At 44.8% G+C, this 22,210-nt stretch carries 18 protein-coding genes and 2 riboswitches; of the genes, 10 read left to right on the forward strand and 8 right to left on the reverse strand.

Features of this window, described 5'->3' with window-relative positions:
- Nucleotides 1-92 precede the first annotated feature (92 nt).
- The 3 genes from sppA (at nucleotide 93) to IP485_RS09560 (ending at nucleotide 3,126) form a co-directional block, all read left to right on the forward strand.
- Nucleotides 93-1,148 (forward strand): signal peptide peptidase SppA, encoded by a 1,056-nt coding sequence (gene sppA / locus IP485_RS09550; protein WP_198327032.1) that lies wholly within the window; start codon nucleotides 93-95, stop codon nucleotides 1,146-1,148.
- 229 nt (nucleotides 1,149-1,377) lie between these two features.
- Nucleotides 1,378-2,268, forward strand: a complete 891-nt coding sequence (locus IP485_RS09555; RefSeq protein ID WP_198327033.1) for an alpha/beta hydrolase — start codon at nucleotides 1,378-1,380, stop codon at nucleotides 2,266-2,268.
- Between the two features lie 69 nt (nucleotides 2,269-2,337).
- Complete coding sequence (locus IP485_RS09560; protein WP_227686507.1) at nucleotides 2,338-3,126, forward strand: CPBP family intramembrane glutamic endopeptidase; 789 nt, start codon at nucleotides 2,338-2,340, stop codon at nucleotides 3,124-3,126.
- A 212-nt stretch (nucleotides 3,127-3,338) separates the two neighbouring features.
- Here IP485_RS09560 and dusA read toward each other — a convergent pair whose 3' ends face one another.
- The 3 genes from dusA to IP485_RS09575 all read right to left on the reverse strand — a co-directional run bounded on the left by dusA (nucleotide 3,339) and on the right by IP485_RS09575 (nucleotide 7,762).
- On the reverse strand, nucleotides 3,339-4,310 hold the full coding sequence (dusA, locus tag IP485_RS09565; RefSeq protein WP_198327034.1) for a tRNA dihydrouridine(20/20a) synthase DusA: 972 nt from the start codon (nucleotides 4,308-4,310) through the stop codon (nucleotides 3,339-3,341).
- Nucleotides 4,311-4,417: 107 nt separating this feature from the next.
- Nucleotides 4,418-5,722: an MFS transporter gene (locus tag IP485_RS09570; protein WP_198327035.1), complete on the reverse strand. Its 1,305-nt coding sequence runs from the start codon at nucleotides 5,720-5,722 to the stop codon at nucleotides 4,418-4,420.
- A 423-nt stretch (nucleotides 5,723-6,145) separates the two neighbouring features.
- Entirely contained in the window at nucleotides 6,146-7,762 is a 1,617-nt protein-coding gene (locus IP485_RS09575) for a phospholipase D family protein (RefSeq protein ID WP_198327036.1), read from the reverse strand.
- 434 nt (nucleotides 7,763-8,196) lie between these two features.
- Here IP485_RS09575 and IP485_RS09580 point away from each other — a divergent pair, with 434 nt between their 5' ends.
- The 4 genes from IP485_RS09580 (at nucleotide 8,197) to IP485_RS09595 (ending at nucleotide 12,095) form a co-directional block, all read left to right on the forward strand.
- Complete coding sequence (locus IP485_RS09580) at nucleotides 8,197-9,489, forward strand: O-succinylhomoserine sulfhydrylase (RefSeq protein ID WP_198327037.1); 1,293 nt, start codon at nucleotides 8,197-8,199, stop codon at nucleotides 9,487-9,489.
- An 80-nt stretch (nucleotides 9,490-9,569) separates the two neighbouring features.
- The gene (locus IP485_RS09585; protein ID WP_198327038.1) at nucleotides 9,570-9,899 is read left to right on the forward strand and encodes a YbaB/EbfC family nucleoid-associated protein; all 330 of its coding nucleotides are present in this window, start codon (nucleotides 9,570-9,572) and stop codon (nucleotides 9,897-9,899) included.
- Between the two features lie 117 nt (nucleotides 9,900-10,016).
- On the forward strand, nucleotides 10,017-10,610 hold the full coding sequence (gene recR / locus IP485_RS09590; RefSeq protein WP_194363994.1) for a recombination mediator RecR: 594 nt from the start codon (nucleotides 10,017-10,019) through the stop codon (nucleotides 10,608-10,610).
- 135 nt (nucleotides 10,611-10,745) lie between these two features.
- Complete coding sequence (locus IP485_RS09595; protein ID WP_320159131.1) at nucleotides 10,746-12,095, forward strand: ribonuclease D; 1,350 nt, start codon at nucleotides 10,746-10,748, stop codon at nucleotides 12,093-12,095.
- Between the two features lie 68 nt (nucleotides 12,096-12,163).
- On the opposite strand, the gene IP485_RS09600 is transcribed toward IP485_RS09595, so the two are convergent.
- From IP485_RS09600 to gcvT, 5 genes are all read right to left on the reverse strand, one after another.
- Complete coding sequence (locus IP485_RS09600) at nucleotides 12,164-12,853, reverse strand: esterase/lipase family protein (protein WP_198327039.1); 690 nt, start codon at nucleotides 12,851-12,853, stop codon at nucleotides 12,164-12,166.
- A 206-nt stretch (nucleotides 12,854-13,059) separates the two neighbouring features.
- Nucleotides 13,060-15,957, reverse strand: coding sequence for an aminomethyl-transferring glycine dehydrogenase (gene gcvP / locus IP485_RS09605; protein ID WP_198327040.1), 2,898 nt, complete (start codon nucleotides 15,955-15,957; stop codon nucleotides 13,060-13,062).
- 170 nt (nucleotides 15,958-16,127) lie between these two features.
- Nucleotides 16,128-16,886, reverse strand: a complete 759-nt coding sequence (locus IP485_RS09610; RefSeq protein ID WP_198327041.1) for a nitroreductase family protein — start codon at nucleotides 16,884-16,886, stop codon at nucleotides 16,128-16,130.
- A 412-nt stretch (nucleotides 16,887-17,298) separates the two neighbouring features.
- Complete coding sequence (gcvH, locus tag IP485_RS09615; RefSeq protein ID WP_194363998.1) at nucleotides 17,299-17,679, reverse strand: glycine cleavage system protein GcvH; 381 nt, start codon at nucleotides 17,677-17,679, stop codon at nucleotides 17,299-17,301.
- A gap of 69 nt (nucleotides 17,680-17,748) precedes the next feature.
- Nucleotides 17,749-18,942: a glycine cleavage system aminomethyltransferase GcvT gene (gcvT, locus tag IP485_RS09620; RefSeq protein ID WP_198327042.1), complete on the reverse strand. Its 1,194-nt coding sequence runs from the start codon at nucleotides 18,940-18,942 to the stop codon at nucleotides 17,749-17,751.
- Nucleotides 18,943-19,110: 168 nt separating this feature from the next.
- A riboswitch (glycine riboswitch) is annotated at nucleotides 19,111-19,259 on the reverse strand.
- A gap of 57 nt (nucleotides 19,260-19,316) precedes the next feature.
- A riboswitch (glycine riboswitch) is annotated at nucleotides 19,317-19,456 on the reverse strand.
- Between the two features lie 248 nt (nucleotides 19,457-19,704).
- Here gcvT and IP485_RS09625 point away from each other — a divergent pair.
- The 3 genes from IP485_RS09625 to IP485_RS09635 all read left to right on the forward strand — a co-directional run bounded on the left by IP485_RS09625 (nucleotide 19,705) and on the right by IP485_RS09635 (nucleotide 22,158).
- Nucleotides 19,705-20,025, forward strand: a complete 321-nt coding sequence (locus tag IP485_RS09625; RefSeq protein ID WP_197177273.1) for a YcgL domain-containing protein — start codon at nucleotides 19,705-19,707, stop codon at nucleotides 20,023-20,025.
- A 378-nt stretch (nucleotides 20,026-20,403) separates the two neighbouring features.
- Nucleotides 20,404-21,003 (forward strand): hypothetical protein, encoded by a 600-nt coding sequence (locus tag IP485_RS09630; RefSeq protein ID WP_198327043.1) that lies wholly within the window; start codon nucleotides 20,404-20,406, stop codon nucleotides 21,001-21,003.
- Between the two features lie 291 nt (nucleotides 21,004-21,294).
- Nucleotides 21,295-22,158 carry an AAA family ATPase gene (locus IP485_RS09635; RefSeq protein ID WP_198327044.1) on the forward strand — a complete coding sequence of 288 codons (864 nt, stop codon included), beginning with the start codon at nucleotides 21,295-21,297 and terminating at the stop codon, nucleotides 22,156-22,158.
- Nucleotides 22,159-22,210 lie beyond the last annotated feature (52 nt).

A 22,210-nucleotide genomic window follows, 5' to 3' on the forward strand; every position in this document is an offset into this window, starting at 1 on the left:
CTATTAATACCGGTGATTGATATCGTCAGAAAGCATCTGACTGTTTTTATCATCTTTTATTGTTTTAGATTGTTTCTGACTTAGGAAGTTATATGCCCAACTGGCCACCAGACCCTAACAAACGTCCCGATAATTCGGCCAATCAGCCAACACAAATACAGCAACCAAACTCGCCGAGTGGACAAGAATGGAAGGTGCTTGAAAACACCTTATTGGCTAGTGTGGTTGAGCAGCGCCGCGCTCGTCGCTGGAGCATCTTTTTTAAACTACTGACCTTTGGTTATATCTTATTGATATTTTTGACCCTTGGTCGTGGGTGCAGTAGTTCGCCGACAGGTATGGATGCGGTCGATACCAGCGAGCCACATTTGGCTGTGGTTGAACTGCAAGGCGTTATCAGTAGTGACGATGTGGCCAATGCCTATGATGTCAATGAAGCACTGAGAGACGCTTTTGCAAACAGTAATTCAAAAGCGGTGGCACTAGATATTAACTCACCTGGTGGTTCACCGGTACAGTCTGATGAAATCTGGCAGACGATGATGGACTTGCGCGAAGAGTACCCAGATAAAAAACTGTATGCGGTTATCGGTGATATCGGTGCCTCGGGTGCTTATTATATCGCGTCTGCTGCAGATGAGATTTATGTCAATCCATCAAGTTTGGTTGGCTCTATCGGGGTCATTATGCCAAGCTACAATGTCAAAGGCTTAATGGATAAAGTTGGCGTAGAAGATCGTACTATCACTGCGGGTGAGTATAAAGATATCTTAAGCTTGTCACGTCCATTGACTGACTACGAAGAAAACCATGTTGAAAAGGTGTTGGCGAATACGCACGAGCATTTCATCAACGCCGTAAAAGAAGGTCGCGGCGACCGTCTTAAAAATCCTGAACAAAACAAACTGTTTTCAGGATTGTTCTGGACAGGTGAGCAATCTATCGAGCTAGGGTTGGCTGATAAAAAGGGTAGTATTACTAGCCTTAGCAAGCAGCTGGAGCTGGATACGATCATTAGTTATAGTCCGAACGATCCGTTCCAATCGTTTATGGACCGTTTTGCCGTGCAACTGGGTGCAGGCATTGGCTCTAGCGTTAGTCTTGATGGTTTTTTACCACAAGAAGAAGGTAACGTAAAGATGCGTTAAGCGTTTAATGTTTTAGATATACTGTGTATGATTGTTGGGGCTGAGCATATAATTGTGCTCAGCCTTAATTGTATGTAATGCTAAATAAAATCTTTGTTTGAGACTAAGTCGCTATCAATGCCGCGATAGTTATGAATGTTGCTATCTTAGCGACGTTTGGCTAAATGATGCTACAAGGCTCAATGATTAAAAATAATATATCACATAAACCCTTCCACGAGAGCCTGTTATGAGTGATGAAATAAATTTGCAGACCTTTGCTGCACTACCTGTCTCTAAGATAACCAATAAGCCGGTGCTTCATTTTGCCCATGCCAATGGAATGCCAAGTGCTGTCTACGAGCCATTTTTTGAAGGTTTGTCAGAGTTTTTTACGATTGAGTATATTGCGATGCTGGGCGATACACCGAGCTATCCCGTAGATGACCATTGGCGCAGTCTGACGCAACAAGTCATCGATAGCGCAAAAAGTGCCTGCGAGAAGCATGGTGTTGCGCAGGTGTTAGGGGTAGGTCATTCGCTGGGCGCTATGTGTACCTTGCAGGCCACGTATCGTCAGCCTGAACTGTTTGCTCAAGCAGTACTCATGGATCCACCTTGGCTGTATGGCAAGGTCAGTTTAATGTGGCATTTAGCAAAGACAGCAGACAGATTGCCCCTCATGGATAATCGTCTGATGGATAAACTGTCACCCGCTGGCGTGTCCAAGCATCGCCGCGATGTATGGGATAGTCGCGCAGACGCGTATGAGAAAATGCGTCATAAAGGGTTTTTCAAAAACTTTGATGAGCGTAGCTTTCAAGGGTATATCGATCACGGCTTGCATGAGCGTGCGGATGGCAAGGTGACATTGGCTATTCCTAAAGCCAGTGAAGTAGATGTATTTCGTACCAATCCTTCTTGGTATTGGCTGGCACCAAATCGGGGGCCCAAAGTACCTGTTACATTGATTATTGGTCAAGACAGTATCTTTTTAAAGCGTCGTTTTCCGCAGCAAATCAAGTCACGTTTGGGTATTGCTTATGAAACGCATGAAGGGGGCCATATGTTCCCACTTGAGCATCCACATTCTGTCTCAATGCAGGTGCTAGGCTTGATCAAGCTGCAACTGTCAAAATAAAAGCAGCATATCATTAGTCATGCTTGTAATGGATATGAGCTGCCAGAGTATTTTTTAAGTGATACCTTTATGCCAAAAAACGTAACTGCTCCATCTGATATGACTGCCTCACCTAAGTCTCCGCCGATATTTTCTCGCTTGGGTACATTTCTGCTAACAGTAGGGATGGTGTTTGCATTTTTTGTCAGTCAGTTGATAGGCATCTATGTCGCGGGCAAGCTAGTATTACCTGCTACCCAAAACGCATCGATAGGGAATATATTCTTTTTTGGCGGTAATGATGGAACGGTTGTGAGCCTCTCCATAATAGTGGGTTGTGTGCTGCTATTGGCAGTCAGCATTTTTATCATTCGTTTGAGGGGTGGTAGTCTGCGCCAGTATCTAGCCTTAAAGCCGTTCTCACTATCGGTAGGTATGGGAATGCTTGGGCTGTTACTGATCTTCATGATTGTCAGTCAGGCGCTCACGTATCTGCTGGATATGACGCCGCTGGACTTCGTAGATCCTCTCTATCAGTCAGTCAGCTCGGTATGGCTATTGGTTTTTGCGATGGTCATCGTTGCACCCATTTATGAAGAGGTGGTCTTTCGCGGTATATTATGGTCAGCCATTGCAGAACAGTTTTCATCTGCATCATATTCAGAGAATTACGGTGCGATCGTCGCGAGTATGATAACGAGTTTGATATTTGCCATTATTCATGTGCAGTACGGCATTTATGAAATCAGTACCATCGTTGTGTTGGCATTGATATTTTGCTACGCACGTATTAAGTCAGGCTCGCTACTACTGCCAATCGTGTTACACATCGTCAATAACGGTGCAGCGATGTGGCAGTATGTCGCGCAAGCAGCCTAAGGTTTGAATATCAAGCAGACCCTAACTAAGATAAATGCCAATATGATGATTGGCATTTATCTTAGTTAGGGTCTGCTATAGTCGATTCAATTTAAAAATAGTACAAGGCAACCGAGCGTAGATGTATATTTAATACTTCAAGCGAGTTTAACGCAGTAATACTTTTATAGTGGAATGACTATACATGTAGCCAATAATAGATAGAGATTGGGCTAGGCATCAGGATTGAGCGCCAATACTTCATCGGCCGCTCGTTTAACATCATCAAGTGTTAGTTGAGGTTTACCACTCAATGCTTGTCGCCATTTGCGCGCACCCGTCAGTCCTTGAAATAGTCCTAAGTAGTGTCTCGTCATCGTGGGTAGCGCTTCACCTTTCTCGATTTGCTCTTGCATATAAGGATAAAGCCGCGCCAAAATATCCGAGCGTTTGGGTGTGGCCTCGCCCCATAAGCTGTTGGCTTCTGCTAGCAGGTAAGGATTATGATAAAACGCGCGACCAATCATCACACCATCGACATGCTGCAAGTGTGTTTTGATGGCTTCAACCGTATCAATGCCGCCATTGATTTCGATATCCAGTTCAGGAAAGTCCTGTTTTAAGCGGTACACATCCTCATAACGTAGTGGTGGTATCTCGCGGTTTTGCTTGGGGCTGAGCCCTTGCAGCCATGCAGTACGCGCATGTACTGTGAATCGCGTACAGCCCGCGTCTGCCACTGCCTGCACGAAATCCACCATAAACTCATAGCTATCAAAATCATCAATACCAATACGATGCTTTACGGTCACTGGTATGTCGACAGCGGCTTGCATATGCTTGACCAAATCAGCAACGGTCTTAGGCTCTGCCATCAGACAGGCGCCTATCTTATTATGCTGGACACGATCGGAGGGGCAACCAACATTGATATTGACTTCATCATAGCCGTGTTGCTGAGCAAACTCGGCGCACTGTGTCATCTCATCAATATCAGCGCCGCCAAGCTGCAAGACAAGTGGGTGCTCAAGCGTATCAAAGCGCAAGTGCCGTGCGCGATTACCATGAATCAATGCACCAGTGCTGATCATCTCGGTATATAAATACGTATACGGGTTAAACAGTCGCGCAAAGTAACGATAGTCTGTTGTAGTCCAGTCGATCATGGGAGCGACTGAGAGGCGTTTGTTGGTCATATCAACCATGGTTATTGAGCCTTAATATTCGTGTCTTAAATAAATGGGTAAGGTGCAATGGATGAGCGATACCATTGCACCTTAGTGTCAATCATTGTATGTATACCGTCTGATATTTATGTGACGACGTGATCAATCTTTTTGAATTCAGGAAGATTGTAAAAATACATGCCCATAATGATACCGACAAAGCCAATAAACACAATGTAGAGTGCAGGTGAAAAGCTGATCAATGTGGTGGCATAGCCAAGGCCAAAAGGTATCAGCACCCCAACGATACCATAGGTAATATTATAGCAAAAAGCGATACCCGTCAGTCGTACATTGGTAGGAAACAATTGTACTAAGATGGCTGGCACCATACCAACGATACCTGAACAGAATCCTAAAAGTGCATACATGATCAAGATATAATCGCCGCCTGCTTGTAGATGATAAAAGAAGGCTAGTATTTGGACGATTAAGAGAGTAGAGCCGATGACCAGTATTTTGCCAAAGTTTTCGTGGTTAGAGATCATTCCATAAAATATGCAGCCGATAATCATGAATACGATACCCAAGCTATGGGAAAACCCAAACAAATCACTGTCTAAGGTAAAGTTAAGCTCTATCAGATCCGGCAGTAGTAGCACGATGACAGAAGTCACGCTGGATATCACTAAAGTGAGCACTATGCCAACAAAGATACTGTGCTTACAGCGTTTAAAAAGCATGGTGAGCGGTTGGCGTGCCGCTTTGCCAAGCTTAGGCTTATCTAATGCAAGGAAAAATGGTGTCTCTCCAACCAGTTGCCAGAACGCTAGTGGCAAAAAGCTCAATACCGCAGCAACCAAAAACGGTAAACGCCAGCCATAATCAGCCAGCTGTACCGACGTCATAAAGCTAGACAGCCACATAAAAAATGCATTAGAGAAGAGCACACCTACCAAAAAGCTGGCCGTCACGTAGCTACAGGCCACCGACAGATACTGCCGAGGTACGTGCTCTGCGACAAACACCCAAGACAAGGGCACATAAAGACCAAATGCCATGCCCTGTATGATTCTGAGTAAAATAAATAAAATGGGTGCAATAACGCCCCACTGCGCATAAGTTGGCAACGCCGCCATGGCGAGCAAACTACAAGCGGTTACGAGTATGCTGAACAACAGTGTCGGTTTTCGACCAATGATATCGCCATATCGACCAAATAAAATACCACCAAAGGGACGTGCCAAATAACCGACGACAAACAGTCCCAACCCTTGTAGCTTGGCCACATTTGGATCGGTATCAATAGGAAAAAACGCGGCCGACACAATATCTGCAATGTACAAATAAATCAAAAAATCAAAAAACACCACAGCACTGATAGAGCTAATAAACAGTACCGTGTTTTTGTCTTTGGTCGACATTAACGCATATTGAGAACGAGATGGCATAATAGATTACGTATCCACAGAGTAAAGTGGTCATTAAATCGGTGGCCGCTTGGACAACCGATCATGATAAAAAACTGGCAAATCATTCGGTTATAAATAATGACTTGCCAAAACAATAGGTCTAGAAATAGTAAATTTTGGTGTTTTAGACTGAAGTATGTCTGAGAAATGGTTGACGTATTCAGTTCAATACGTGCAACTCAACACTTCCAATTTAATATAATCAGGACAAATAAGATCTGTGCACTATAAAAGGAAACTGAGGTATGTTTTCTGCAGTCTTTAGCAATATAGATACAGCATGCAAAAAATGTACCGCATTCGCATGTCATCGCAAAATCTCTGATTAAATAAGTATTATTTGCTTAAGTAGTGTCAACAGGGATAGCGTTTTGTCATTAAGAATATGGCAGGTTCATGGGGTTATAGTAACCAGTCAATCGGCAACCACGACATAATGGTCAGCCAAACATGGTCACTTATACCGACTTTAGGTTCTGAGTCGTAGACGACTTCTTTGTCATTTTCCATGGTGTGCCATTGCAAGCTGCCGTTATCTAATAGTTTGACTTCATACGCTTGATTCAACAAATCATCGCTTAAAGCACCATGTAGCTGCTTGGCAAGTTCATCATCATTGATAATGACACCCATTTCAGTATTGATGTTAGCAGAGCGAGGGTCAACGTTGTATGAGCCAATAAACACTTGATAGTCATCGACGGCAAACGTTTTTGCATGCAAGCTGGTCGATGACTGACTACGTGCGCGCCACAGTTTATTATCACGTTTTTCTTCAGCAGCGGTTGATTTTAGCTCGTATATTTTGACGCCTGAGCGCAACAGATTCGGTCGCCATTGGCTATAGCCAGAATGGACAGCAGTGACATCGGTTGCATCAAATGAGTTGGTCAAAATCTTAATATCGACACCCGATTCAGCCAGTTTTACCAAGGTGTCAACACCATCTTTGGTCGGTACAAAATAGGATGAGATAATCGTTAGTTTCTTGGTTGGACTACCGAGTAACGTCCGCAATTGGTGTACCAAGTTGCTGTCGGTAGGGACGCTTTTGCTCAGTTTGCCAACGTCATCGCTCAAGAACTGCATATCTGTCCAGCGAAAGGGTACCCGTTTATTGATTAGATCACTGTCTATCGTAGAGTCTTTGATGGCCGCTTTGTAGACCGTCAAGCTACTGCCTTCATTGTTTTCTTCATCAAGCCCCAACTTGTCCAGTGCGGCTGGAAAGTTAAGGGTCACATCCTTATCAACTTTGGCCAATGTCTCGATATCAAACGACAAATAAGATGACCAATAACTGTCGAAGCTGTTATCAATATCAGCGACTACTTTACCGATTAGCAGCACATCCAAATCTGCAAACTGGCTACTTTGGTCATTACTTAGGTATTCATTGCCAATGTTGCGACCACCAATGATAGTAATCTGCTTATCAAAGGTCATGCTCTTGTTGTGCATCCGGCGATTGATTCGTGGCAACCCTGTGACGTAATTCAACGTCGGAATTTTACGGTGCATCAGCGGATTAATAATGCGTACAGCGATATTAGGATGACTGGCAAAACGTAATAGGTGCTGGTCAAACTTGGCACTGTTATTAAAATCATCCAACAATAAACGCACGATAACACCGCGCTCGGCGGCATCCCATAAGTCTTTTAAGAGCAGTTGACCGGCCTGATCGTTATGCCAAATATAATATTGCGCATCGATACTGCGCGTGGCCATATCAGTCAAGATGCTACGAGCGGCAAACGCGTTCGCGCCAGTCACTATCGGATGATAACCTGACAAATCAGGATGGATATCACTCTGAGCACTGATGGCGGACACCAGATCCGTCTGAATCGTTTCGCTGTTATCGTTTTGATATAGCTCATGTACACGTTCTGATAATGCTTGGCTTTCAGGCAGATGCGGCTGCTTGGGCAAGCTTTGGCATGCACTCAAGGCCAAGGTCAGCCCTAGCGTTAGACTCAATGATAAGTGGCTTGATTCTAGACTGAACAGTGACATAACGAATTTACCTTAGTGAGCCTAAACATACTGATAAACAACTTATTAAAGGGTTTGCGCAATTTTCAAACATGACAATGGTGAAAGTTCTACCATAATATCAATTAAGGCTGTACTCAAATCGTCGCTAGCTTAACAGCTGTTGTGATATCTGCCTATTATAAATACGTTATTTTTGTTAGATTTGACTCATAAAACCATTGTTTTTTAAGTATTGTTTAACTATATATGTGGCGACATTTAATCGTAAGCATTTAGGGTTTTTAGGTATGCAAAAATAATATTTAGGTGCTATCTGAAACCAGCTGTGCGGAATAAGTCGACATGATATGATAACGCTGATGAATTCGGTCGATAATCAGAAGAATAAGCAGTCATTTTATCTTAATTAAAATATCACCCAATAACATACTAACTAAAGTAACGGAACGTTTATGAGTCAGTCGCAAAACCATGATGAGAGCAGTTTGAACCAAAAAAATTCAAATGATGGGTTAGATCCAAACTGGCGCAACGATGCGCTAGATTTAGATCTGGACTATGGCATGCAAACCATTGCAGTGCGGGCAGGTCAACATCGCACGGATGAGGGCGAACACTCAGAAGCTATTTTTACCACCAGCTCTTATGTTTACACTTCAGCTGCCGATGCCGCCGCGCATTTCAATGGAGAGAAGACGGGCAATGTCTACTCTCGTCATACCAACCCAAGCGTGCGCACCTTTGAGCGTCGTTTAGCCGCACTAGAGAACGGCACGCGTGCGGTGGCGACTGCTTCTGGTATGGGTGCAATTTTGACCATGTGCTTGGCATATCTCAAAGCGGGCGATCATCTGCTCGCGGCCAACCAGTTATTTGGCTCATCTATCGGTCTGTTTAACAATTATATGGCCAAATTCGGTGTTGAAGTCAGCTATGTTGATTGCTTCGACAATGAGGCATGGGCCAATGCGGTTCAACCAAATACCAAAGTGATTTATTGTGAAAGTCCAAGTAATCCATTGGCGCAGATTTGTGATATCGGTTATCTGAGTCAGCTATGCAAAGCCAATGACATATTACTCGTCGTCGATAACTGCTTTGCGACACCAGCCTTGCAGCGCCCATTAGACTTAGGTGCGGATGTGGTGATTCACTCTGCGACCAAATATTTAGATGGACAGGGTCGAGTGCTAGGCGGTGCACTAGTTGGTAGTGATAAACTGATGCAAGAAGCGTTTACTGTTGTGCGCTCAGGCGGTATCAGCATGAGTCCGTTTAATGCTTGGGTATTTACCAAAGGGCTTGAGACACTTAAATTACGTATGCAAGCACACTGTCAAAATGCCAATCAAGTCGCAGAATTCTTGGTCAATCATCCTAATGTGAGCACGGTACATTTCTCAGGCTTGAGTGATCACCCTGCGCATGAGCTTGCTACTCGCCAGCATCATATGAAAGGTGGCTATGGCGCTATCATGGGTTTTGAAGTTAAGCCATCTGCTAGCCTTGACCCAAAAGCGGCTGCGTGGCACGTGATTGATTCAACTCGAATGGTTTCTATTACTAATAATTTGGGTGATGCTAAGACCACGATTACCCATCCTGCGACGACCACTCACTTTCGCCTGACTGCTGAGGCTAGAGCAGAAGCTGGCGTTAAAGATGGCCTGATTCGTCTGTCGGTAGGTCTAGAAGATGTGGACGATATTATCAAAGACTTAGCACGTGGTTTAGACAGTTTGTAAAGATAGCGGTATAATGCTGTCAGTATTTTATTTTAAACTTTAAAGTATCCCATTTATTATTATAAGACAAAGAGGCAACTATGAACATTCAAGCATTGATGCAACAAGCACAAACGATGCAAAAGAAAGTAGAAGCAAACGTTGAAAATGCCAAAAAAGAGCTAGGCAACAAAGAAGTGCATGCAGAATCGGGTAGTGGTCTAGTTAAAGTAACGATGACCGGTCGCCATGTGGTCAAGCGTTTGACTATTGATCCAAGTCTGCTAGAAGATGAGCCAGATATGATCGAAGACTTAATTGCTGCTGCGATCAATGATGCGGTTCGTCAAGCGGATGCACTATACGAAGAAACAATGGCTGGCGCGACTTCAGGCATGGGTCTGCCACCAGGTATGCAGGGCATGTTTTAAGCGTTAAATACTTCATACTGAAGACAAAAATGGGGTTGTTATCGACACGATACGACCCCATTTTTATAGCTACGATTTATAAATTCAGTTAGATAAAGTCAACTAAAGGAAGCCACTTTGCTTACAGCCAAATTTGATCAGCTCGTCAAACAGCTGCGTATCTTGCCTGGTGTCGGTCAAAAAAGTGCCCAGCGAATGGCATTGCATCTACTCAGCAAAAAACGCCCGCAAGGATTGTCACTGGCCCAAGCGCTTGATGATGCCATGCGTGATATTGTTGAATGTCAGCGTTGTCATAGCTTCAGCGATGATGCGGTTTGTCCACTATGCCAAGACCCTAGGCGTGATGACACTTTATTATGTGTGGTCGAGACCGCAGCAGATGTGATGGCAATTGAGCAAACCGCTGGCTATCGCGGCCGTTACTTTGTGCTGGGCGGGCATTTATCGCCGATTGACGGTATCAGTGCTGACGACTTAAATATTGATCAGCTGGTCTGGCGAGTCAAGCAAGAGCCTGTGGAGGAGTTGATATTGGCCACAGGGACGACCGTTGAGGGGCAGACCACCGCTCACTTTATCCGTGAGGCAGTGAGTCGTCATGTCAATAAAGTGACACGTCTGGCGCAAGGCGTGCCGATGGGCGGCGAGCTTGAGTATCTGGATAGTATGACGCTTGGTCAAGCCATGCAAAATCGTTCTTTTTTATAATGTTTTGATTGCTTCAAAGTCTTACCCAATTCATTTATTGAAATTGTTATAATTGCTTTATTATTGTTTATCTTTTAATTTTATTAAGGCGCAGTTTAGCGTTTTATTTTCTCCTATTAATGCAGGTATCTGCCCGTGTCCAACAACACTTCAAACGCTTCAGCTTATTCAAACCCTTCTGATATCAATGATGGTTTATTACAGGAAGTAGCCAATACTGAGTTAATGTCAGCATCACCATCAGAGCCAGATGTTCATACGCCTGATATTGCGGCGCTTGATCTTGATGTAATTGATATCGATGCATTATTGGATATTGCTGATGACGTTGCTATTACTTGGGTACGTAAGCAAAGTGAACTGGCTGAGGTCATCGATGCCTTGGCCACTTGCGGACGAGTGGCATTGGATACTGAGTTTATCAAGCGCGATACCTATTATCCACGTTTGGCACTTGTACAGTTGAATACAGGTGACCATGTTTATTTATTAGACGCTCCGCAGCTGCAATTGGCTGAGCTATGGGAAGCGCTACGCAAAGTAGATGTGGCGATTTGGCATGCTTGTGGTGAGGATTTAGGGATTTTTTATCTGCTATCTGGTTGTCCACCGCTGACCAACATCTTTGATACGCAGATTGCATTGTCTTACTTAACAGGACAGTTGCAAATGGGCTATCAGCAGGCATTGGCAGATCAGCTAGACATGCATATTGATAAAGAACATAGCCAGTCTGACTGGCTCCAGCGTCCCTTATCAGAAGAGCAAGAGCAATATGCGATCGATGACGTGCGTTATTTGCCAGCGTTGTATCTGAGTATCGAGCATGCCCTAAAATCGCAAGGGCTATACGAGTATGTATGGGCTGATTGTCAGCTTTATGCCAGTGATTTGTATAACACGCAGCATATTGAAGATGAAGCGGTATACCTGACGATGGCAGATTATCGTTATAACTCACAAGAAATGGCAATACTAAAAGAGGTTGCCACATGGCGTGAGGAGCTGGCACGCGCGACCAACCAGCCACGTACGTTTGTGATTAAAAAGCAAGCCGTCCGTGAGATTGTCACCGAAAAGCCAAACAGCATGCGCGAGCTGTCACATAAAACGACCATGCACCGTAGTATGCTGCGAGTCTATGGTGAAGAGTTGCTTAAGATTGTCAGAGCAGCCAAAGCGTTGCCATCTGCTGAGCACCCAGCTTGTCTATTGCCGCCATATCGCTCAAAAAATAAAGTACTCTCAAAAGCGGTGCAGCAGGCGATTGATGATCGTGCACAAACGATCGGCGTACCTGCCAGCGTATTAATGCGCAAAAAATGGCTAGGACAACTGTATGAAGTCATTGCTTTTGATAAAGATGTTAGTGAACTACCGCAAGGACTCAAAGGTTGGCGCAATGATTGGGTAATTCATACTTTGATTCCAGTCATTAATGAACACAAAACTGAGCTACAGCAGGGTATGGGCATCCATGCTTGATAAGGCAAAGATCAATAAGATAACACTTGATAAGAGTGAGCACCTCTGTCTAAGCGTCTTTTCAGGTTTTAGCGTTTAAATCGTCCATGTTCTAAAAAGTATCTGGTCTGCTCAGCGACCTCTGGGTTCACTAGCATCCCAGTATGCGAGACGAGCAGGATAATGTGGTCTGCTGCGGCCTCAATCTTGGTTTCCTCTATATATACGGTCCCGTCATGTGCAAGCTGCTCGTTAAGTGGTGGCTTGTCAGATTTGCGCAGCTTGCTATTATGATATTGCAAAAACAGTTGACCCATACCATAAGGACGGTTGCCAGCAATCACGCCTAGCGTAATATGAGCTGGTAAGGGCGCAACGGTTCCATCCAAAGCATCGACATAGGATCGACCTACGACAGCAGGAGTCAGTCGCCAGATATAATCGGCACAGACACTGCCTACGTGCGGCGTCCCTAGGGTCACACAACGTCCAATTTGCCATTTAGGGTACTGAGCGACAAAGTCACGAATAATCAAACCGCCCAAGCTGTGTCCGACCAGATCTATGGGCTGATCTGGATGATGGTTCTTTTCTAGCCAGCTATTTAGGCGTGCGCTATTGGTTTTGATACCATCACGCATACTACGGTAGCCAAACTGATGAGTATCAAATCCTGCTGCTTGCAGGCGCTTAGCCAATGGCCGCATGATCCATGGGGTTTGATGCAGACCATGTATCAGAATGACGCGAGTTTTTTGTTTAGGCGCTTTTTGTTGCATAAGAATGTCCAAATAATGGCTTCAGAAATTTAATAAAAATAGCTTATTATCGATACAAGCTTTTATTGCATGGTTTTCTTATCATTTATGCTACTCATAATATTACCTGCTAATGTAGTAGATAAAAAGCCGGCAAAATAAAGCCTCCAAGTCAGCTGCTGACTTGGAGGTTTTTTACCACAGAGAATAACTATCGAAAATGATAATTACAGATAGTTTTCGATACTTGGGCAAGAGCACATTAGGTTCTTATCACCATACGCATCATCGACACGCGCCACGCTTGGCCAGAACTTGTTTGCACGGATATAAGGCAGCGGGAATGCAGCCGTATCACGGCTGTACGGATGCGTCCATTCGCCACTAGTAATCATGGCAGCCGTATGCGGCGCATTGACCAATGGATTGTCTTCTAGCGTCCAACCATTTTCGCCAGCTTTGGCTTGTAACGCCTCAGCTTTGATAGACTTGAGCGCACTGATAAAACGGTCCAACTCTTCTTTTGACTCAGACTCTGTCGGCTCAATCATCAGCGTACCAGCAACTGGGAAACTCATGGTTGGTGAATGGAAACCATAATCCATCAAGCGCTTGGCAATATCGCTTTCACTGATGCCAGTCTCTTCTTTTAGCGGACGAATATCGATGATACATTCGTGAGCCACACGGCCGTTTTTGCCAGCATACAAGACAGGGTAATGGCCTTTTAACTCAGCAGCGACGTAGTTGGCGTTCAATAATGCCAATTCAGTGGCTTTTAATAGACCATCGCGGCCCATCATAGCAATGTACATCCATGAGATAGGCAAAATGCTCGCTGAGCCATAAGGTGCTGCTGATACGGCTGAGCAGTCTTTTTGTGCATTATGCACAGGGCTTAGCGTATGGTTGGCCATAAATGGTGCCAAATGCGCCTTCATGCCGATAGGACCCATACCTGGGCCACCGCCGCCATGCGGGATACAGAAAGTCTTGTGCAAGTTCATGTGCAGTACATCAGCACCAACATCTGCAGGCTGCATCATACCTACCTGAGCGTTCATGTTTGCGCCGTCCATATAGACTTGACCACCATGCTTGTGGGTCAAATCACAGATATGACGGATGCCTTCTTCAAACACACCATGCGTCGATGGATAGGTAATCATTAAAGCACCCAAACGCTCGCTGTGCTCTTCGCATTTGGCGGTCAGATCAGCAATATCAACGTTGCCGTTTTCATCGGTTTTGACCACGACCACTTGCATGCCCATCATCATAGCAGTTGCAGGGTTGGTACCGTGCGCTGACATAGGGATCAAGCAAACGTCACGATTGGTCTCGCCCAGTGATTCATGATAACGACGGATAGCAAGCAAACCCGCATACTCACCAGAAGCGCCAGAGTTTGGCTGCATAGACACATCATCAAAACCGGTAATGGCTTTTAGTTGGTCTTGGAGACTATCAATCATCGCGATATAACCGGTGACTTGATCACGCGGTGCAAAAGGATGCACGTTGGCAAACTCAGGCCAAGTGATGGGTAGCATCTCACTGGTGGCGTTGAGCTTCATGGTGCAGCTGCCCAGTGAAATCATGCTGCGGTTCATCGCTAGATCTTTGTCTTCAAGCGACTTTAGATAGCGCAGCATCTCGTGCTCGGTGTGATGCGAGTTGAATACAGGATGGCTCAAAATATCGTCAGTACGCAAATGCGCGCTATCGAGTGAGATACGAGCGGTTTCAGGCAAGTCATGTGACTTATTAACGAACAATTGAGTCAAGGTATTAAAATCTTGCTGATCACTGGTTTCACTAAAAGCGACGCTCAATTTGGTGTCGCTGATGCGCCATAAGTTATAACCAACATTGTCTGCATTTTTGAAGATTTGTGTGGCAAGTTTTTCTGAACCACAATCAACAACGACGGTATCAAAGAATTGATTATGTACCACATTCAAGCTGCTGTCATTGGCTGCAGTGATGGCATCAGCAAAGGCAGTTGCAAACGCATGGATACGAGTGGCAATACGTTTGACACCGCTTGGGCCATGGTACACAGCATACATACCAGCGAGGTTCGCTAGCAATACTTGTGACGTACAGATGTTTGAGTTGGCTTTTTCGCGGCGGATATGCTGCTCACGAGTTTGTAGTGCCATACGCAATGCAGTATTGCCTTGCGAGTCTTTTGAGACACCAATGATACGGCCAGGTGCTGAGCGTTTGGCTTTGTCAGAGAACGCAAAGTAGGCAGCATGCGGACCACCAAAGCCCATTGGGATACCGAAACGCTGCGTACTACCTAATGCTACATCGGCACCCATATCGGCTGGTGATTTCAATAGCACCAAGCTCATGATGTCACTGACGACACTCACGTAGGTCTTGTTTACTTTTACCGCAGCGATGACATCTGTTAAATCTTTAACATCGCCTTCTGCGCCGACATACTGAAACAGCGCACCGAAATAGTCACCAGATTTGGCGGTTTCAAAATCACCAACGATGACTTCCCAACCAAAGTATTTAGCACGGGTATTGATAACATCTAGCGTCTGCGGATAAACACGTTCGTCGACGAAATACTGCGTTGATTTGCTTTTGCTCACACGCTTTGACATCGCCATGGATTCTGCCGCTGCCGTGGCTTCGTCAAGTAGTGATGCACCCGCTAGCTCAAGACCAGTCAGGTCGATACAGACTTGTTGGAAGTTAAGCAAGGCTTCTAGACGACCTTGCGCGATTTCAGCTTGATAAGGCGTATAAGCAGTATACCAACCTGGATTTTCAAGGACGTTGCGCTGAATGACAGCAGGCATACGCACAGGCGAGTAGCCTTGACCGATGTAGCTCTTATTGACGGTGATGTCGTCTGCCATCGTACGCAGTTTGGCAAGTGCTGCATGCTCACTCATCGCCAATGGCAAATCCAATTCTTTGTGCAAACGTACTGGCTCAGGTACCGTGTCATTGATAAAGCTTTGCATGTCTTTATAACCAACAGCACTGAGTAGGTCAGCTTGCTTGGTGTCATTTGAACCTAAATGGCGATAGACAAATTCAGCTTCGTTGAACAAGCCTTGAAAGGTATCAAACGATGGGTTTTGAGAGATAGTCATGACAATCCTTGGTTAGGGGAGTAATAAAGAAAATAGCAGTTACAGCCAATCCTTTATGAATTAGATACGGTGTCAGTCTCGTTTAGTCTACTACTTGTAGTACTTTCACTCGGCTTCCTTGTATCTAAATCATATTGAACCGACTATAAAATCATAGTTTGAGTTGTGAGTTATACGTAATGTACAAACTGTGTCTGATCAAAGCGGAATTGGCTGTTATAAACACCGTTATCAGCACGTTCGCCAGCACCAATCATCATAATGATATGTTGATCGCTGCCTAACTTTAGCAATCGCTTCATGGCAGGCTCATCGAAGCCGCCCATGGCACAGCTATCAAACCCATGAGCGCGTAGTGCTAGCATCAGGTTTTCGGCGGCAAGCGAGGTGTTGTTGGTTGCCCAGTTTTTGGTGTCTTCAAAGGTATAGTAAGGCGATTTTATTGGGCCTTTTACCCGTCTAACCACTTGCGTCGCGCCCCATTTTGCGGCCGAAACTACATTGGCTGGTCCTCGCAAAAAGTCCATCATGACGACTTTGGTGTAGTAGTCTTTCACTTTCTTAGGCACTGGCTGGTCAGGGTATTCGCGCAGTACTTGCTGGGCGTGATCCTGCCAAACATCGGTACGAGCAACGATTGCGATTAAGCGTGCTGCTGTTTTTGCAGCGTTTTGATTCATGCAGTTCTTCACCGCACGTTTGCGATTGTCAGCATCATCGATAACATAAAACTCCCACGGCTGTAGGTTGCTAGAGTTCGGCGCTAGCATGGCCAAACGCAGACAGTCTGCCAATACATCGTCAGGTATTGGCGTATCAGTGAAGCGGCGTACTGAGCGGCGCGACTCTACAATATCGCGAAACGCTTGAAGCTGCGGCGTATGATTGGGCGTGGCAACGCTGTCTGTATTATCGGTGTTGGTGGTCATATTGGGATCCATGCTGGGAGTTGGGTTATCGGTATGAGATCGTGTTTTCAGATTCACTATGACAAATGCCTGTTTAATAGGCTTTGCACCAGTGGTGACGATTCAATGTGACAACGCTTGAGAGCAATAACATCGGGCGATAATGATTGGTGACGATCTATATATAAAGCTGCTTTCAAACAATAAGCGTACCCAATGAGCAAACGCTTTTGATAAGAAAGGGTTTTCAAATAGGGGGTATGGATACCAGTCAGTACCAGTATCCAAAATAATTAGTTAGGTCTCATATCTTATAAGCGCTAGTGTCTTATCAGTACTAATTTCTGACGAGTGCTAATTTCTTACAAGTGTTAGCGCATCGGCAAATAGCGATGTACTTTGATTATCACTATTCGCTGAGAGCATACTTAGCTTATAGGTCGCTTTCGTACTCATCAGCAGTCAACAGTGCTTCGTAATCAGCAATATTGTCAGGCTTCATTCTGAAGAACCAACCTTCGCCGTATGGGTCAGAGTTGATGATTTCAGGATCGTCTTCTAGGCCTTCATTGATAGCAACCACTTCACCTGAGATCGGTGCATAAACGTCAGAAGCCGCTTTTACTGATTCAACAACAGAGATTTCGTCATCGACAGCGATGATATCGCCCACATCTGGCAATTCAACGAATACCACATCACCCAATAGGTCTTGAGCATGGTCTGTGATACCAACAGTGATCGTACCGTCGTCTTCTAGGCGCAACCACTCGTGGCTGGCAATATATTTTAGATCTGCTGGGATGTTGCTCATGGTCTCTCTCCTAAGTGATAGAGGTTAATTAACAAAAGTAATGGAAGCCAATAATAGAATTTATAGTGCCTACGAGTCAAACTGCTGTTTGCCATTACGGACAAAAGGCAGCTTAAGTACGCGTACGTCAACGAATTTACCTTTGCCGCGTAGATCGACCTGTACGTTATCATCGTCTGATACGCTGGCAGGAACACGGGCAATCGCGATTGAGTTTTTTAGGCTAGGAGAGAATGTACCACTGGTGATAATGCCAGTTTGTTCATTGTCTGTGCCTTGATTGATAGTGACTGTCATGCCTTCACGTAACACGCCGCGTGTCGTCAATAGCAGACCCACTTGCTTCATAGCTGTGTTGTCATCTTTTGACTGCTTGCGTTTGCTGACTAATGCTTCGCGGCCGACAAAAATGCGCTCGTCTTTTAGTGCAAGCGTCCAGCCCATGTTGCACTCATAAGGACTGATGGTTTCGTCCATATCATGACCATACAGGTTCATACCTGCTTCCATACGCAAGGTATCACGTGCGCCAAGACCAGCAGGTTTGATGCCATTCTCTTTTAATTGCTCAAAGAAAGCAGGCGCATCATCGGCATGCATAATGACTTCGACGCCATCTTCACCCGTATAACCTGTACGAGCCACGAACCAATCAGTGCCTTCGATATCGGTCAAGTCAGCCCCAACGAAAGGCTTAAGTGCTGCTAAGGTATCGGCCCAGCTTGGTTTGGCTTGAGCCAGTTTTGCAATAGCATTAGGGCCCTGAACCGCAAGCATCGCAAGCTCTGGACGCTCAGTAATTACGATATCAAAGCCTTCAGCGACTTTAGTAAACTGTGCTAAATCTTTATCACGAGTGGCTGCGTTAGAGACGATGCGGTATTCAGTCTCATCAGCATTGGTCAAATAGACGATCAAATCATCGATGACACCGCCTTGCTCATTGAGCATACCAGAGTATAGTGCTTTACCAGGGGTGGTGAGTTTATTGACATCGTTGGCGAGCAGTTTTTGTAGCCATGCTTTGGTATCAGCGCCTTCGATATCGGTCACAACCATATGTGAGACATCAAACATACCTGCATCTGTACGTACGGCTTCGTGCTCTTCAATTTGTGAGCCGTAATGAATCGGTAATTCCCAACCAGAGAAGTCGACCAGCTTGCCCTCACTATCAATGTGAGACTGGTAAAAAGGGGTGCGCTGAGGGGCTTGGGTTTGCTCGTTTTGAGAAGTGATGTCTTGAGAATAGGTATCAGTCATAACAAATCCTTATGTGTACATCAGCAGTACTCGGTAGAGTAGGCCGCGATGCGCAACGTAAAAGTAGCGAGAAGCAATATTGCAAGGTGCAAATATTACATCAAAGGGTGACACAGAAAACAAAGATGAAGACATGAGCCAAACAGACGCTAAACGTCGGTTTGGGCAGTAGCCCTATCTGTCCTGTGACCTGAGATTTTCAACACGAATCATCATTAATGGGCAGTTGTATGAGCCCTATAGTTGATGATAGCGTATTTTCTCCCCTTCGGTGGGTAAGACGTCGTCCGTGCTTACCACTCTCCAGATTTGTTATGCCTTATGTTTGAGAATGTAGTGCGCCTATAGGCATCAGACTACCAAACAAAAATGACATGCGTTTTTCAGTCCTTTTACCTGAGCGATTGGCAGGGTAGATGCGCCTTCGGTGGCTTGTAGCAATTTATTTTTTTTGTATGACCAATGCGGTGTAATACAAAATCTATGCTTACAAACGCTCTCCTGAAAAACGCTTTTATTATGAAAGGTTCAAAGCGCTTTTACAAGTCATCAACGCCATTAAAATAAATAAATTTGGCAAAAATAACGTTTTGCTAGGATAGTCCGCTAAATAAGATGTATTTTATAACAGTATTTTCTCTCTTACATCAGCATGTCACCTGCATTTTTTGACAAAAATTACGATAGCAAAACGCAAAGCGACTACTGGTATTTGCGTGAAATATGCTAACCTACGGCCATAGTTTCTGATAGGTGGTTTTTATGCATTGTGATATTTATAAGTTTCCCAAACATGACGATATGTACGTCTATATCGCGCGTCCCGATTATCCTAATGATACCGATGAGATCAAGGACTGGCTTGGCGTGTTACCAAAAGACTTTCGTGCAGGCTTAGGTCGTAGCAAGTTTGTCATGCATCTGGATTTGGCGGCAACGGCTACGCTTGCTCGTGTCAATAAGGAAGAGGTACTGGCCAAGCTACAATCACAAGGCTATTTTGTGCAGATGCCGCCGCAGGATGTCATGCGCCGCCAAGCTGAGCTACGCGCCCGTGAAGCGCAAGATAATATTTACGACTAGTAGCGCTATCGCCGAATCAGTAGGTTTATATGAGGTGTGTGGCAAGTTGGTTTTGAGCGTTGTCGATAGACTGAGAAAGACGCTATAGTTGATACAGTTTAAAAGAGAGTCAAGGCAACCGAGTGTAGATGTATAGGTGATACTTCAAGTGAGGTTAACGCTGTCCTTCTTTTATAGAGGATTGACTATATAACACATTTGGTCACATGCATTTAGGCATAGAGTCATGATAAACTGGCAGTCACGAAATCCATATAGAGACGTGCGTCATGTGCGCGTCGATGATGTATTCGGTCTTATTTGAGTGCTGTAAAACGTACCCTATGCCGCTTGGCACACAACGTGTCACCGATGACAAACGCAGGTAATTAAATACGCATGGACTGGTTAAAAAATATCTTACACAGCTTACCGTTAGAATCTATCAGTGACATTCTCGGTGAGATTGCCATTTGGTGGGGCCAGATGGTAAAGGATGTCCCACCTGCCGATCTGCCAATGTATGCTTATCTTGGCGGTGCTATTTTGGTATTGGTCTTATGGGTGCTGGTCGCTCGAGTATTGCCCAAACCGCTAGGCGGAATGAGTTGGATGATTCTGTTTGCGGTGTTATTGGCACCCGGTACGGCACTTGGTGATCCAAGTGAGCTGGCACCAGCCAGTATCAGCGTGGTATACGGCATTATGATGAAAGACTATGCCGGCGCGATAGCCAGTATGTTGCCTATCTTGGTGGTATTGGTCGCAGGCTTGTTCGTCGGGTTTGTATGGCAGCTGATACGTAGCGCATTTGCTTCTAGCTTAGACAAAGCCCGTAGCCGCAGCGCAGAAGACACGCAAGCAACATTGCAAATGACGACAGGTAGCTATTTACCAGAAGGCGCTACCGTAACCGAACAGCCTGAAACCAATGTGAGCTTAAAAAAAGAAAGTACATTGGCCAAAAATCCTAAGAATGATATGTCTAACAAGCAGTAAAAAAATGCTAAGCATTTAGAGAGTATTGTTATCTTAATAGACTTTAATACTCAAATAAAAAGACACCAATGCGTGTCTTTTTTTATGTCGCAAGATTTATCCACTATATAAAAAACTGAGGGTTGTCCGCTATACATAACATTTGTTAATAATGGCGAACGCATGAGTATTTTGGCAATGCGTCAGGCTGTGCTAATCTAATTTGATAACCCGCTATTTCTAGATGATTACTTCGCCTGTTTATGACCCATTTATCTATAACAATAACTCAACCATAACTGAGATTTGACTATGAGTACGACTGACACGACTAAAAAAATCTTCACTGGCACACAAAGCTATATTGCCACAGATGATTTACAACTGGCAGTCAATGCCGCTATTACGTTGCAAAAGCCGCTACTGATCAAAGGTGAGCCGGGCACCGGTAAGACATTGCTGGCCGAAGAAGTTGCCGAGAGTTTAGGTATGCCACTAATCACGTGGCACGTCAAATCGACGACTAAAGCTGAGCAAGGTCTGTATGAGTACGATGCAGTATCGCGCCTGCGGGATTCGCAGTTGGGCGATGATAAGGTCTATGACATTGCCAACTATATCAAACCAGGTAAGCTATGGGATGCGTTTACCAGTACAGAGCGTACGGTATTATTGATTGATGAAATTGACAAAGCAGATATCGAGTTTCCAAACGATCTGCTGCATGAGCTAGATAAAATGTCGTTTTATGTGTATGAAACGGGCGAAACCATCACTGCAGCGCAGCGTCCAGTGGTCATTATCACTTCGAACAATGAAAAAGAGCTACCAGATGCATTTTTGCGTCGTTGCTTCTTTCATTATATCGACTTCCCTGAAGAGCAAACCATGCGTCAAATCATTGAAGTGCATTTTCCTGATATCCAAGAAAAACTGGTCAATAACGCACTCGATATCTTTTATAAGCTGCGTAATATTCAAGGTCTTAAAAAGCCACCATCAACGTCTGAATTGGTCGATTGGTTGACCTTGTTACTCGCTGACGATATGGCTCAAGAAGAGCTAGAAGAAAACTTGCGTGGTGAAAAGTCTATTCCACCACTGTATGGTGCACTGCTCAAAAACGAAGCCGATGTGAGTCTATTGCAGCGCTTTGCCAATATGATGCGTCGCTAGCCTGTCAGCATTAGAGGGCAACTCAACTGCCTTGTCATCATGGCTTGAGCCT

The sequence above is a fragment of the Psychrobacter sp. NG27 genome (assembly GCF_016106655.1).
Lineage (GTDB): Bacteria > Pseudomonadota > Gammaproteobacteria > Pseudomonadales > Moraxellaceae > Psychrobacter.

Excerpts from the sequence above, each read along its gene's own strand:
- gcvP (WP_198327040.1), bottom strand. The coding sequence starts at position 15,957 with ATGACTATCTCTCAAAACCCATCGTTTGATACCTTTCAAGGCTTGTTC.
- gcvH (WP_194363998.1), bottom strand. The coding sequence starts at position 17,679 with ATGAGCAACATCCCAGCAGATCTAAAATATATTGCCAGCCACGAGTGG.
- IP485_RS09575 (WP_198327036.1), bottom strand. The coding sequence starts at position 7,762 with ATGTCACTGTTCAGTCTAGAATCAAGCCACTTATCATTGAGTCTAACG.
- dusA (WP_198327034.1), bottom strand. The coding sequence starts at position 4,310 with ATGGTTGATATGACCAACAAACGCCTCTCAGTCGCTCCCATGATCGAC.
- IP485_RS09625 (WP_197177273.1), top strand. The coding sequence starts at position 19,705 with ATGCATTGTGATATTTATAAGTTTCCCAAACATGACGATATGTACGTC.
- IP485_RS09585 (WP_198327038.1), top strand. The coding sequence starts at position 9,570 with ATGAACATTCAAGCATTGATGCAACAAGCACAAACGATGCAAAAGAAA.
- IP485_RS09600 (WP_198327039.1), bottom strand. The coding sequence starts at position 12,853 with ATGCAACAAAAAGCGCCTAAACAAAAAACTCGCGTCATTCTGATACAT.
- IP485_RS09555 (WP_198327033.1), top strand. The coding sequence starts at position 1,378 with ATGAGTGATGAAATAAATTTGCAGACCTTTGCTGCACTACCTGTCTCT.
- IP485_RS09560 (WP_227686507.1), top strand. The coding sequence starts at position 2,338 with ATGCCAAAAAACGTAACTGCTCCATCTGATATGACTGCCTCACCTAAG.
- sppA (WP_198327032.1), top strand. The coding sequence starts at position 93 with ATGCCCAACTGGCCACCAGACCCTAACAAACGTCCCGATAATTCGGCC.
- gcvT (WP_198327042.1), bottom strand. The coding sequence starts at position 18,942 with ATGACTGATACCTATTCTCAAGACATCACTTCTCAAAACGAGCAAACC.
- IP485_RS09630 (WP_198327043.1), top strand. The coding sequence starts at position 20,404 with ATGGACTGGTTAAAAAATATCTTACACAGCTTACCGTTAGAATCTATC.
- IP485_RS09610 (WP_198327041.1), bottom strand. The coding sequence starts at position 16,886 with ATGACCACCAACACCGATAATACAGACAGCGTTGCCACGCCCAATCAT.
- IP485_RS09580 (WP_198327037.1), top strand. The coding sequence starts at position 8,197 with ATGAGTCAGTCGCAAAACCATGATGAGAGCAGTTTGAACCAAAAAAAT.
- IP485_RS09635 (WP_198327044.1), top strand. The coding sequence starts at position 21,295 with ATGAGTACGACTGACACGACTAAAAAAATCTTCACTGGCACACAAAGC.
- IP485_RS09570 (WP_198327035.1), bottom strand. The coding sequence starts at position 5,722 with ATGCCATCTCGTTCTCAATATGCGTTAATGTCGACCAAAGACAAAAAC.